The 13,489-nt window shown below is 45.0% G+C and carries 12 protein-coding genes; 6 read left to right on the top strand and 6 right to left on the bottom strand.

Features of this window, described 5'->3' with window-relative positions; translation table 11 throughout:
- The first annotated feature begins 39 nt into the window (after window positions 1–39).
- Together RIG27_RS07270 and RIG27_RS07265 are read left to right on the top strand one after the other, a co-directional pair.
- Window positions 40–711: a response regulator transcription factor gene (locus RIG27_RS07270; protein ID WP_446342951.1), complete on the top strand. Its 672-nt coding sequence runs from the start codon at window positions 40–42 to the stop codon at window positions 709–711.
- 226 nt (window positions 712–937) lie between these two features.
- Window positions 938–2,209 carry a sensor histidine kinase gene (locus tag RIG27_RS07265; protein ID WP_446343786.1) on the top strand — a complete coding sequence of 424 codons (1,272 nt, stop codon included), beginning with the start codon at window positions 938–940 and terminating at the stop codon, window positions 2,207–2,209.
- A gap of 365 nt (window positions 2,210–2,574) precedes the next feature.
- Here RIG27_RS07265 and thyX read toward each other — a convergent pair whose 3' ends face one another.
- The 4 genes from thyX to RIG27_RS07245 all read right to left on the bottom strand — a co-directional run bounded on the left by thyX (window position 2,575) and on the right by RIG27_RS07245 (window position 6,388).
- Complete coding sequence (thyX, locus tag RIG27_RS07260; protein WP_446343784.1) at window positions 2,575–3,930, bottom strand: FAD-dependent thymidylate synthase; 1,356 nt, start codon at window positions 3,928–3,930, stop codon at window positions 2,575–2,577.
- Between the two features lie 315 nt (window positions 3,931–4,245).
- On the bottom strand, window positions 4,246–4,827 hold the full coding sequence (gene dcd / locus RIG27_RS07255) for a dCTP deaminase (protein WP_446343783.1): 582 nt from the start codon (window positions 4,825–4,827) through the stop codon (window positions 4,246–4,248).
- Window positions 4,828–4,886: 59 nt separating this feature from the next.
- Window positions 4,887–5,783 (bottom strand): hypothetical protein, encoded by an 897-nt coding sequence (locus RIG27_RS07250; protein ID WP_446343781.1) that lies wholly within the window; start codon window positions 5,781–5,783, stop codon window positions 4,887–4,889.
- Window positions 5,784–5,851: 68 nt separating this feature from the next.
- Window positions 5,852–6,388, bottom strand: a complete 537-nt coding sequence (locus RIG27_RS07245; RefSeq protein WP_446343779.1) for a P-loop NTPase family protein — start codon at window positions 6,386–6,388, stop codon at window positions 5,852–5,854.
- A gap of 19 nt (window positions 6,389–6,407) precedes the next feature.
- On the opposite strand from RIG27_RS07245, the gene RIG27_RS07240 reads away from it, so the two are divergent.
- The 3 genes from RIG27_RS07240 to rph all read left to right on the top strand — a co-directional run bounded on the left by RIG27_RS07240 (window position 6,408) and on the right by rph (window position 8,365).
- The gene (locus RIG27_RS07240; RefSeq protein WP_446343777.1) at window positions 6,408–6,587 is read left to right on the top strand and encodes a hypothetical protein; all 180 of its coding nucleotides are present in this window, start codon (window positions 6,408–6,410) and stop codon (window positions 6,585–6,587) included.
- Window positions 6,588–6,890: 303 nt separating this feature from the next.
- Complete coding sequence (locus RIG27_RS07235; protein WP_446343775.1) at window positions 6,891–7,487, top strand: adenylate kinase; 597 nt, start codon at window positions 6,891–6,893, stop codon at window positions 7,485–7,487.
- Between the two features lie 161 nt (window positions 7,488–7,648).
- A complete protein-coding gene (rph, locus tag RIG27_RS07230; protein WP_446343773.1) occupies window positions 7,649–8,365 on the top strand; it encodes a ribonuclease PH in 717 nt (238 codons plus the stop codon).
- A 546-nt stretch (window positions 8,366–8,911) separates the two neighbouring features.
- Here rph and RIG27_RS07225 read toward each other — a convergent pair.
- Window positions 8,912–10,162 carry a glycosyltransferase family 4 protein gene (locus RIG27_RS07225; protein ID WP_446343771.1) on the bottom strand — a complete coding sequence of 417 codons (1,251 nt, stop codon included), beginning with the start codon at window positions 10,160–10,162 and terminating at the stop codon, window positions 8,912–8,914.
- Window positions 10,163–10,859: 697 nt separating this feature from the next.
- Window positions 10,860–13,013: a peptidase domain-containing ABC transporter gene (locus tag RIG27_RS07220; protein ID WP_446343769.1), complete on the bottom strand. Its 2,154-nt coding sequence runs from the start codon at window positions 13,011–13,013 to the stop codon at window positions 10,860–10,862.
- Between the two features lie 245 nt (window positions 13,014–13,258).
- On the opposite strand from RIG27_RS07220, the gene RIG27_RS07215 reads away from it, so the two are divergent.
- Window positions 13,259–13,453, top strand: coding sequence for a hypothetical protein (locus RIG27_RS07215; RefSeq protein ID WP_446343767.1), 195 nt, complete (start codon window positions 13,259–13,261; stop codon window positions 13,451–13,453).
- The last annotated feature ends 36 nt before the right edge of the window (window positions 13,454–13,489 follow it).

Below are 13,489 nucleotides of genomic sequence, written 5' to 3'. Positions count from 1 at the left end.
CTTGGGAGTGACAAGTCATATTAAGTAACAGGTGTCAGAATGAGACTTTTACTCGTGGAAGATGATGAGCGCATTACCGATGCCCTAGAAGAAGATCTCACCGATCAACATTATGCGATCGATGTGGTGCATGATGGAGAGGAGGGGTTAAATCTCGCTGATTCTGTCACCTATGACTTAATTTTGCTCGACATTATGTTACCCAAAATCGATGGGATTACACTTTGTCGGCGACTACGCTCCCAAGGCTGTAGTACTCCGATTCTGATGCTAACGGCTAAGGATACAATTACTGATAAGGTTGTGGGATTGGATGCAGGAGCTGATGACTATTTGGTTAAACCCTTTGACCTAGAAGAATTATCAGCTCGTATTCGAGCCTTACTGCGTCGGGGTGTTTCCACCGCCCCCCCGGTATTGGAGTGGGGTAAACTACGGTTAGATCCAAGTACCTGTGAAGTTTTTTATCAAGATCGCCTCTTATCACTTTCACCCAAAGAATATTCGTTGTTAGAATTTTTCTTACGCCATGGTCGTCGTGTGTTTAGCCGCGCTCAAATCTTAGAACACCTGTGGCCCTTTGAGCGACTCCCGGAAGAAGCGACGGTGAAAGCGCATATCCGCAGTTTACGACAGAAACTTGAAGCGGGTGGCGCTCCCAGTGATTTGATTGAAACGGTTTATGGTTTGGGTTATCGTTTAAAACAATGATTGGTGATTGGGGAAGATTTATAATTAAAACCTCATAATTTAGTCAGGGCGGGTTTAGTTCAGTTAGAGGTTTTATCCTCAACGTTATCGGTAAAACCCGCCCCTACAATCGGTCAGGGCGGGTTTTGAATAAATTTTATCATACATAGTGAAACGAAAGCACATAAACCCGCCCCTACACAATCAAAACTCAGACGTAGGATGCTACATCTATACGGTTCTTAGAATGTTTCAAGGTTTACGCTGGCGTCTATTGTTGTCTTACCTAACTGTAATGGCAGCAATTTTGAGTCTCTTTGGCACGGGAGTTTATGTCTTTGTTAGCCGCAATCTTTATTACCAACTGGATAAAAAACTATTGACTCTGGCTCAAGCCGCTGCCGCCTCGTTTACGCCTGTCAAAATGAAGGGACATCGATATCTGAATCAAGTGGATGCGGTTCCCTGGCGCGATATTTTTAATCGGGATCAGCAAAGCTTGGAATGGTTTGATGCCAAAGGTCAACTGTTGGCAAGTCGAGGTGCATTAGAGTTGGACTCTCGACTCCAAGTCGGTTCTCAAACTCAAGAGGAAACGCAAAAGCCTAGACAGGTTCGCACGTATACAATTTCGGTGTTTAAAGATGGCTCAACCCCCAATCAGCCCTCTCTAGAAGGGTATATTCGTGCCTCACAATCGATGGAGGATATCCAAATCTTCCAACGCCAAATGCTGTGGGGATTGGGAATGGGTGGTGTTATGGGGTTAGGTTTAGTGGGTTTGGGCGGACTGTGGTTAACACAGAAGGCTTTGGAGCCAATTGAGCAAAGTTTTCAGCAACTTAAACAGTTTACGGCGGATGCGTCTCATGAGTTACGCAGTCCTTTGATGGCAATTAAAGCATCGGTTGATGTGATGCGAAATCATCCGGAACGAATTCATCCTAAAGATGCGAAAAAGTTAGCGGCGATCGCGAGTGCTACGGATCAGATGAGTCACTTATCAGAAGACTTACTTTTTTTAGCGCGAAACGATAGTAAGATATCAACGCCTAGCCGTGAGAAAATCACAATCTCTCTGAATAAGATTTTAAATAACTTGCTGGAGTTATTAGAACCTTTTGCACAAGACAAAGAGGTGAAAATCCAGTCTCAGTGGCTAGCTACAGTTTCTGTGGTGGGGGATGAATCACAACTGAGTCGTTTATTTTGTAACTTGCTGGAAAATGCGATTCAATATACGCCTGCTAAAGGGAAAGTAGACCTAATTTTAGCGAAAAATAATCGCTTTGCCGTTGTTAGTGTTAAGGATACAGGAATTGGCATTGAGCGAGAACAATTACCCTTTGTGTTTGATCGCTTCTGGCGGGCGGACAAAGCCCGTTCTCGCCGAGAAGGGGGGACAGGGTTGGGTTTAGCTATTGCTCAAGCGATCGCGCAACGTCATGGTGGGAAAATCACGGTGACGAGTGAAATTGGAGTGGGTAGCTGCTTTCAGGTGCGTTTACCTGCCGTTTAATAACAAATCCGCCTTTGTTACCCCTTTTTGCCATGGCGATTAAAATCGCTGCTATACAAACAAAGTCCGCCTACGCGGACTAAATTATAGCGGGGTGGGAAACCCGGATTTAGTTTAACTGACATCTTATCCAGAGTTTTTCCGAATGTAGGGGCGGGTTTCACTATTATCATTTTTTCCCACCCTGATGTGACTAAACCCGCCCCAACCAAAGAATAAACTAAAACGCAGATAAGCTGTCATGCATTTAACATTGGGTATTAGTAGAGAGCAAGATGCTCGCACTATAACAATTTCGCCATTATTGATATTAAGTTTTAAATGCCGAATAGCTTACTATAAATTCTGCTATCTACCTTATTGTACTAGGGCGATAATTTCGCTTTTTTGGCACGGTTTTCTTTATACCATTGAGCAACAGCCGGAGCCCATTGTTCAAAATGTACATAGAGAAGCTCACAGAACTTTTGCGCCTCTAGTTGAGCATCTTTTTTCCATCTTAAGTCCAAAAGATGCATCAGCGATCGCATATTACAACTCAGGACAAAATTCTGTCTGGCGTCGAAGGGAATCAAGCCTCTCGCGTGTTCTTCAGATAACCCTTCTTCAATTCGTTGCTGATACCGTTTACAAGCCTCTAAACACCACTTTAGGTCTTCATTCCGTTGGGCTTCAGAATAGAAATAACGCTTTCCCTGACGGTTGGTATAGTTTCCCACAGGGCGTAGGTAAAATACCTCTTCGATGTCTTGCTTTCCTTGAGCAACATTAATAATTCGCTGTCCGGTATAGCGAAAGGAATTATGAACCACCATTCCATTAGCGACAAAATTATGCCATTGACTTTCTACCTCTAAATCATAGGTCTTATGCTCACCCAGATACTTAACCTTAGTAACCTTGACAGGGTGTGCCTGAATGTTAGTGTCAGCAGACTGTAACTGAGATTGCCAATCTAACGGATTAGTCTTGTTAGCCACTGCCATGCCATTACACATAACTGAGCAAGACTTCGTTAGTTTAATAACACAGCCATCAGCAGATGTAACTAAGCCAACGGCATCACCCATTGTCTGCCAACCTGCTGATGTAAACAATCGATGATTTACCGTGCAATCGAGGGTTTTTCCATCAGCTAAAGTAACTCGGTAAACAGGCTGAATTCCACGTATTATGACATCTTTAATCGTCCCTGTTTCAAATAAACCATTGTTTTCATTAAGAACGCGCAAATTCATTTTGCGGATGTGGTTCTTGCCATCGCGGTGATAACATCCAGACGACTCTCCTTTGATTACTGGGATAGCTCTCTGAGGGAAGCTTTGTTCACCCTTTGTCCACAGCTCATACAACTCTCCAATTGTTTTTTTTAGTTCTAGGTGAGCTTCTCCCTTATCGTTGACAAACGTCACCTGAGTATTAGCTGTCAGACATTGAACGTCAAAGCTCACGCCAACTCTGTGGGTGCGAACTTGCTGCATCATTGAGTGAGGAAAATAGCCAACATTAAATGTAATTTGGGGATGTTCTAAACATCCATAGTGTCCTCGCTCACCCGCTAACAAATGCTTGACAATCAGTTCACCTGAACGTTGCTCATGGGGCCAGCGATCGCGGCTATGCCAAACATAATCTTCTGAGTAATCTTGGTGCATTGCTGCCCAAACCAATTGTTGCGGATTGGGTGTCGCCGCAATTATATCGATACAAAATTTTTCCACTTCGTTATTACCTCAATATAAATCCAAGCTTGATCTTATTGACAATAAATTTATCGGGTACACTCAAGCTTACCCCTAATAAGCTATTTATTATTTAAATTTTAATGTCAATAATAGCGAAATTATTGTATGTAGTCCGAGCATTGTACTCGCTAAAATAATGGAATAGATTTTACCGTTGAATTGGGCGCAAGCCTTGCGCCCCTACAGTTTTTGGACACAATCATCATCCCTATTGATTTGGCGTGTCACGCCAATATAGGCGAGATTATATCGTAATTATACCGGCTAAAACTTGCCCAACTAATTATCATATCAAACTTTAGAAAAAACCACTTTTTCCGGCTGATCTTGATATTTACCCTTACGTTGCTCATAAGTCACCGAACATAGCTCTGATTCAAAAAAGAGCAATTGGACAATGCCCTCATTCGCATAAATCCGACAATCGGCGGGAGAACTATTGCTAACCTCCAAGGTTAAATGCCCCCGCCACCCTGCTTCAGCAGGAGTTAAATTGGCGATTATACCGGCTCTGGCATACGTACTTTTGCCAATACATAAGACGCTGACATTTTCTGGCACTTCAATACGTTCCAAGGCGACGCCAAGACCATAACTATGTCCAGGAAGAATAAAATAGTCTCCCTGTTGATCATGATGTAATTGAGTCGGTTCTAAGTTTTCTGGATTAAAGTTTTTTGGATCAACTACCGTTCCCGGGATATGCCTAAAAATACGGAACTCCACGGGTGAAAGCCGGATATCGTAGCCAAAACTGCTCAAACCATAGGAGATAACATGTAGCGTATCAACGCGACGAACTAACTTTGGCTCAAAAGGTGTAATCATACCCTTGTCAGCCATTTGAGTTATCCAGGTATCGTTTTTAATCATCGTCAGGTAATTATAGCCAGTTTAATAGGATAACCTAAATAGCCACCAATTAACGGATTTTATTTTGAAGCTGCCAAATATTCACATAACAAAGGCACAACATTATCAAACCATCGCAACTGCGCTCCACTCCAGGCATTCGTTTTGGATGTGGCTAGCATGGCTCGCCCGTATGCTTTTCCTTTCTCGGTGAGTCGTCGCTCCCTAGAACCGGGTTTAGTCCATTCCTGAATGCCTAATTCATGGAGTGCAGCGTTGACTTGAGCGGCTTTCACTTTTCGTCCTAATTGCTCTGACACCTTCTGTGCGACTTGGGAGGCGATCATCCCCGATGGTTCCTCAACCGAATGGGTGACTAAAAGCTGCTGTGCTTGATTCGCAGCACTGGCTAAAGCCGGAAAACGCTGGGTGAGTACATTCAATTTCCAAGACGCGATCGCACGTTGATCCAATCCCGCTTCTTCTAACCATTTAGCGATTAACCGTAACCCCTGATCCAGTTGTTGGAGTTCATTATCGAGGGGGAATTCATCGGTTTGGGGTAATTGTGCGATCGCGCCTTCGATGTCTTTGGGATAGGATGTCTCAACTGGCTCTATCTCACTCGCTGGTTCAATCTGAAGCGTTTCTAGCGGTGTGCAACTCACCACTTCCACCAAAGCTGTTGCTGTCTCATTCCCAGCATTAGCTTGATGTTGCCAAAACGCTACGGCTGCATCCCAGGATGATAACGCGATCGGTCTGGGTTTATCCGGAACCACAGTCTTGACGGTTTCTGGCAAGTTGTTTTCGTTTGATTTACAAAACTTTTGCGCTGTTCCCTTGCTTTTACCCACGACTTCGGCGATTTGCCTGTGGGTGAACAACAGACGCTGATCCTGATCAGAGATTAGCTGATAACCAGAAACCTCAATGTTTCCAATCTGGAAACGAACCGCTCTCGCTTCCGTTGCCATGTCACTTTACCTTAGAATGAGCGACAAAACACTTTCCTGTACAAAATTGTACAGTAACCAAGCCCCTACTAAGGCTGATGACTGCGACGAATTTCTGTGATTTGGTCAGCCACCTCTAGAAGTTCTGGTGGCATATCGGGTCCTGTGAGAATAATATCTACTGAACTGGGGCGACTTTCCAGAAATCTCAAGACTTCACTGAGGGGGATTAAGCCGTAGTTGATGGCTAAACTCAATTCATCAAGGACAACGACAGAATATTTCCCCTCATACACCAACTGTTGAGTATGATGCCACAACTGCTTGAGGGATTTATGTTCTGCCTCATCTAACTCTGGGGTATCAATATATCGTGGCAAGTCACAGCGAATCCATTCTAAATACTGTCCCAACCGAATCGGATGCTGGTGTCCTTGACCAATACCCCCTTTGAGAAACTGAACCACCAGCACGGGTGTCCCCTGTCCAGCGATTCTCAAGCCTTGGGCAATCACATTGGTAAAAAAGCTGCGCTGGGCACTGGTAAAGACTTGTACCAGCCCTTCTAGGCTGTAGGTCAGGTGATGCGCTGAATTAAGGGTAGGAGTTTCTAACTGGGAAACCATAGTCAACTATTAAAGAGCAATGAATCTAATGGACACTGCTCAAGCTTTCCTCGATCAGTGTCTCATGGTCGCTTTAGACAGCTTTTTGGCAGAATTCGCTGTTAACCGTGTCTCGCGATCGCCTGTTTCTGCTACTATTCCACCGAATCCTTTTGGGTTGGGGATTATAGCCGTTTACAACTTAACTCAAGTCCAATAATTCTTTCCTTCTCCCCTATCCCTGCCTACATTGTCACTGTATCACAAAACCTACAAGTAATTCAAGGAACTTAACTAGAAATTCAATCGATGCAGCGAACAAGATATAGCGTATTTTTTTCAGTGGCATCCCTAATCAAACACCATATCTACAAGTCCGTCAAGAGTAAGTCCCGGAGAATGTTCATCCAGGGGGATTCGTGGCAAAATGACGGTCAGTAGCGTCAAAACCTGCCCAGATGCAAAGGATTTGTGCAACATTGATGAAAGACTTGTCCAGGCTAGGAACAGAGGAGCTATTATCGTGAGACTAGTGATTCTGGGAGGTCCAGGGTCAGGGAAAAGCACACAGGCGCGACAGTTGTGTCGCCATTTGGGGATCGTGGAGATTTCCAGTGGTAACATTTTGCGTCGTGCGATCGCGTCTCAAACCGACTTAGGTCATAAGGCGCAGCCCTACGTCGAGAAGGGAGAATTAGTCCCGGATGAAATCCTGATCGAATTCATGCGCCAGCGCCTGCTGCAACCCGACACGGCGAAAGGTTGGGTGTTAGAGGGGTATCCCCGTACCGCGTTCCAAGCCGAGGAATTGGATTTTCTGCTGGAGGACTTAAATCAGCAGCTAGATTGGGCAATTTACTTAACTGTACCCGAATCGGTGATGATGACTCGTTCCGTGGCGCGATCCCAAAACCAAGCTCAAGATAGCACCCCATCAACCAAGTCTCGTCTGGATGACCATCCCGAAATTGTCCCGCGCCGCATCGAGTTATTCTACGAGCGCACCGTTCCCATCCTGGAGTACTATGGCTATCGTCAAAAGCTGTTGACGATAAACGGCAACCAACCGTCAGAGCAAGTTCAGCAGAATATCTTGCACAAACTTGAACTGGACGATTAAAATTTTTTGAATCGGAAATAAGTAGGTTAGTGGAAATAAACCTAACACCCGACAAGTTATGTCAATAGTCCTCAAACCCTTACATAAACAAATGACGAATGACGAATGACGAATGACAATCCCCACCGTTAACTTTAATTGTTCACACCTACTTAACTACCATGTCTTGGCAACGTCCTGATCATCGCCAACCCAACCAACTGCGTCCCATCAGTTTTGTACGCGGATTCACTAAGTTTGCACCAGCTTCTGTATTAACCAAGTGTGGTGATACCCAGGTGTTGTGTAATGTCACCATTCAGCCGGGAATCCCGCGATTTCTGGAAGGAACGGGTAGTGGTTGGTTAACCGCCGAGTATCGGATGCTTCCCGGCGCCACACCCCAACGCCAAACCCGGGAATTACTCAAACTATCGGGTCGAACTCAAGAGATTCAACGGCTAATTGGACGCAGTTTAAGAGCGGCTGTAGATTTAACCGCCTTAGGAGAACGCACGGTGTTTGTGGATGCGGATGTGTTGCAAGCTGATGCAGGAACTCGCACCGCTTCGATTACTGGGGGATACGTCGCCCTAGCTGAGGCGTTAGATAAATTAGTCCAAGCTGGAGAATTAGAGCGATCGCCAATCCGTCACCAAATCGCAGCGGTTTCGGTGGGACTGTTGGCGGGTGAGCCGTTTTTGGATTTAAAGTACGAAGAAGATGTCGCCGCGCAAACGGATTTCAATATTGTCATGAACGACGAATTAAATATTATTGAAATTCAGGGGACGGCGGAAGAAGAAAGCTTTAGTCGGACTCAGCTTAATCAGTTAATTGATATGGCAGAAATAGGCATTAAGGAGTTGTTAGACGCTCAACGTCACGCCCTGAGCTAATCTGGATTTTAAGTTGAATGGCACGCTCGCCTTCTGCATGTTCGGCTCGCCAAAACCCTTGATATACCGTAGGGTGGGCATTGCCCACCAGCATTACATCCTTATAGGTTTTGCCATCCGGAAGGGATTTCCCATCTTCGCGATCGCAATTCCGTTAATGAGGATAACAATACCACAATCCCGTAGCACGGACGTGCGCCCTAACCGAAGCAACAAAACTACTGGGGTAACAAATAGAATTTAACCAGCGCGATCGCACAATCTTTTTCTCAGTATATCAATGGCAATAATCCGCCCTAGGACTAATACCAAGTTGCAGTCTAAGGTAGAATCTGTCATGCTGAGCAAAACGCAGTGAAACCCTTCACGAGAGCAGGCTCCGTGACGCTCGCGCATCTGTCCAGATTCTTCGCTTCGCTCGTCCTAGACATGATAGAACGCAACTTGGTATAACTTGGGACTAACTTGGGACAAAGTGGTTAACCAATGGGTTGGGATTGGGATTAAACCTGGGATTCGGGGGTGTTTGATGGAAGAGTAAAGCATTCAACCCGATTGTGATGAATAGGAAGCATTCTGAACTTTTGCTAAAACAGTTTGTTCGATCCACTGGATATGCTGCGCTAATAATTGAGCTAAATCATAACGCTCCAGAATCGTTTTTCGCCCTTGAACTCGCAGCGCCGCCATCCCGTTAGGATGATTCAGCACCTCTTCCACCCGTTCAGCAATGTCTTGGGGCGAAAAAAAGTTGGCTAATAAACCATTCACCCCATCCTGGATTACCTCAGTTACAGGTGCAGTGTTCGACGCCACCACTAAACACGCTGTTGATAAGGCTTCTAACATTGACCAGGATAAAACAAACGGACGGGTTAAATAAATATGAACCGCTGAGGCTTGTAATACTTGCAGATAATCGGAATAGGGAAGTAACCCGGTAAAATGTATGCGGTTGAGATCCAGGGGGAATTTTTCTAGCATGGCATCCTTATAGGTTTTGCCATCGGGAAGCGATTTCCCATAAGCGACACGATTTTCCCCCACGATAACCGCATGACAATTGGGGCGTTTTTCTTGGAGTAAGGCAATGGTTTCTATCAACTGGGGAAAGCCGCGATAGGGTTCCATTCCTCGGGCGACATAAGTGACAAGTTCATCGACGTGAGATAGGTCTAAATTTAACCTGGGTAGGACTAATTTATGTCCCGGTTTTGGTTGAAAAAAGTTCGGATCAATCCCATCATGGTGTACCGTAATTTTCTCCCGATACTCTGGGGGGAATTGTTGCTGCTGCCAATGGGTGGGAGAGAGTCCGCGATCGCAACTGTACAAATCAATCAGAATCGGCGCGTTTTTGATCCGAATCCGGGCTTCGTCGTCGGCGTTGAGGGGTTCTGCTGGATCGAAGTCCGCGTCTGAACCATGAGCGTGATAAAACCACTCGAAATAGCATAATAGTTTCGCTTTTGGGAAACTGTCTTTGATAAAGAAGGTAGAACCCCAACCGGAATGACCGTAAACCACATCGGGGATAAATCCTTGGGCTTTGAGTTGCTCACATAAACGATAAACCCCTTGCCCTTGTAGTACCGCATTTTCCAAGGGGCGGACGTAGTGATGGGTTTCTGGACGGGCTTGGCGAGACGGTGCATAGATAGCTTTAGCAACACCCGGTAATTGACCTTCTTTGCGGGTTGTGCCAAAGACGACCTGGTGACGCGGGTTTTGCGCCAAGGTAACGGCGAGGTGGCGGAATTGGGCGGGAAAGTTGGAATGCAAAAATAAGATTCGCATTAGGTGATGGTTCGTAGTCTGGGATACAGTTTTTCCCTTGTTGGCTTATTCCTAGATAACTGGGGGATCTCGTGTCCATTATCACAGATCGGGGATTCGTTCAGAGTCTAGTCTGTCGGTGATAATTAAACCTTTTCGTTTTCATGGGTTTAGATGAGAAATTTGTTGATTTACAGAACGTTACGGCAAAAAAAAGTGTGAGAATTATTCTCAATAAGCGACGAGTTTACGTTAGTTCAGCGATTTGGTAGAATTGAAAATTGGGGATTGGTGTGTCTATTTTTAAACAATTCCGGCTCAAGAGTCGCTGTCATGCCTGATTTAGCGAGAGTGATGCGCTAATTTGGCACATATAGGCGCAAAAAACTGTAGAGCTTGGATGTATGTATTTTTGTAAAAAATAGAATTTTTTTTTGACATTATTAGGTTGATATAGTATAATTATTAGCCGCTATGGAGAAGTTATACCAAATTCGCTGGTTGTAGTGGACTGACACAGCTAAAATTGTGGAATAGATTTGACGTTTAACCCTTCGACTTCGCTCAGGGTTAAACCGGGCGCACGCCATGCGCCCCTACGGTTTTGGGATGGGTATTGACTCAATTGAGATTGTCGGGTTTATTGCGGTTAGAATGAATTAACTCTTTGAACCCGTTTCAACGGGTTTTAGCTTTTAGCCCCAACTTTAGTTGAGGGTTAAGGGTTGAGGAAGTCTAGATGAGTTCCTTGAATTTGGCGTAATTCATCGGGGGTTCCGGTGAGTTTGAGTTGTCCATTTTCGAGGAGAACAATCCAATTGGCGCGGTTAATTACGCGAGGACGATGACTAATCATAATTGTGGTTTTACCCTGTCTATTAAACAGTAACTTGTCCAGAACCTCGGCTTCGCCTACGGGGTCAAGAGCGCCTGTTGATTCATCTAAAATTAGTATCGGGGGGTCAGTAACAATTGCTCTGGCGATAGCTAATCGCTGGCGTTGTCCCCCAGAAATATTCGCCCCGAATTCACCTAAAACCGTTTGATATTTATCGGGAAGTTGTGTAATAAATTCATCTGCATTGGCAATTTGACAGGCGGTGACAATTTGCTCAAAGGTGGCGTTGGGATAGCTGAAGAGGAAGTTCTCTAAAATGGAACGACTCCAGAAATGGGGTTCTTGGGGAACTAAGATGACTTGTTGTCGCAGACAATCTAGGGAGAGATCCTGGAGATTATAAATGCCAATGCGAATATTGCCCGATTGCAGGGAATAGAGACTGGCGATGAGTTTGGCTAAGGTGCTTTTACCACAGCCGGATTTGCCGATTAAAGCGGTGACTTTTCCGCCAGTAATTGTCAGGGAGAAATCGGTGAGTAGGTTAACTCGTCCGGTATGATGGAAGTTAAGATTGGTGCAGATAATATCCGCTGCTTCGGGAATTTTGGCAAAGGGTTTTTTGCTGTCATCTGGGGTTTCTGGAGTGGCGTCGATGACTTCGGTGAGGCGTTCGGTTGCGGTTTTGGCACGAGTGAATTCATCCACAAAGGTAATTGTGGTTTTGATCAAGGTGGTAAAGTTACCATTCATGCTGTTAAATGCCAGTAATTGACCGATGGTTAAGTCATCTCCAATAACTAAACGACTACCAAACCATAGTAAGGTAATACTACCGATACTGGAGACTAATCCGGAGAATACGTTATTATAAATGGCAATTTGAATCGTGCGGAATGTGACATTGGCAAGACGACCAAATCGACTTTGAAATTCCTCCCAGGCTTGGGGGGCGGCGTTGGTGGTTTTGAGGGTAAGTGCGCCTTTAAAGGTTTCGACTAAAACCCCTTGGTTTTCAGCATCGGTGACTAGAACTCGGCGGGTTTTCTGTTGTAGGGTGGGGAGGAAAATGATTGTGGAAAGGGTCATTAACACAGCAATCACCGCCGCCGCTATTGTCAGTTTCCAGCTATAGAACACCATGAAGCCCAAGGAAACCAGGGCAATGAAAAACTGGCTGGGAAGGCTGATAATCGCTTGGGAGACAAGTTGATTAATTTCGCGGATATCGCGGAGGCGGCTGACGATTTCGCCACTGCGACGGGATTCATAGTAACTTAAAGGTAATCGCAGGATTTGCCGTCCGAATTCCAGGACAAGTCCTAATTCTAAGCGTTGGGCAAAGTGGGCAATTAGATTTGATTGGACGAGTTGTAGGCTGCTTTGCACCAGGTTCATGATCATCACTGCAATCACGACTCCGGTTAGCAATTGGGTATCTCCCTGTACCAACACCTCATCAGTGAGAATTTGAATAAAGAAGGGGTAAGCTAGGGAAAGTAAACCGAGAACTAGGTTAATTAATAATGCTTCGCCGAGAATTCCTTGATAGGGTAAGACTCGCTTGAGGAAGCGGAGAAAGCCACTGGGTTTATCGCTATCATCCGGTTGGGTGAAAAAGCGACTCGCATCAGGTTGAAGTAAGAGCATTACCCCATTTATCCAACCTTGGGCGAGTTCTGATTTGGATAGATAACGGATACCGACGGCGGGATCAGCGATGATGTATTTTCTGCCCCGTTGCCCATATAATACGACCCAGTGATAGCCTTTCCAGTGAATGACGGCAGGTAAGGGGGCTTGATCTAATTGGTTAAGAATTTCTGGGGTGGCTTTGACGGAACGGGCATTAAATCCTAGGGTTTCTGCGCCTCGTTTAAGTCCCAATAATGTGGTTCCTTGTTGTCCGGTGCCCACGGCTTCTCGGATACGACTAATAGTAAAGGAACGCCCGTGGTGTTTGGTAATCGTCGCCAGACAAGCTGCACCGCAATCTTCTTCGCTGTGTTGGAGAACAGTCTGATATTTGGTCACCGCTAAGAAGGCAAAACCTTATTGTATCGTTATTGACTCTTGCCGAGCAAGCCTTATTTTCCACAACAATCCTAACCCGATAAATGTTCTTTTGAATTTTTGAAGAATTGAACTAAGTATAAATACTTGTGTTTACCCCGATTTCATTATAGTCATGGCGTACTACGCGCCATTTGACGTTTAAAGATTCTCGTGGTAGTATATCCGATGATAATGTAAATTTACTTGTCCTAGGTTAACGAAAAATGGAAGAATTTAAAGATAAAGAATTGTTTGTCGAACTTACCCCTGAAGAACTAGAAGAGTTGAAAGGGGGATTCCTATATCCATTCCCTCCCGGTGGGATTTATCCCAAGGACTTCTTTCCCTATGGAATAATTTTACCTCCTGTTTTGTTGAACGAGTTGCAAAATATACAAGACGGAACTATTCGTTTTTAAGAAGTCGTCAAGAAGTTGCCCAAAAACAACGTCGCA

The organism is Coleofasciculus sp. F4-SAH-05 (assembly GCF_040222985.1).
GTDB lineage: Bacteria > Cyanobacteriota > Cyanobacteriia > Cyanobacteriales > Coleofasciculaceae > Coleofasciculus > Coleofasciculus chthonoplastes.
This window is presented reverse-complemented; position numbering and strand designations above follow the sequence as displayed.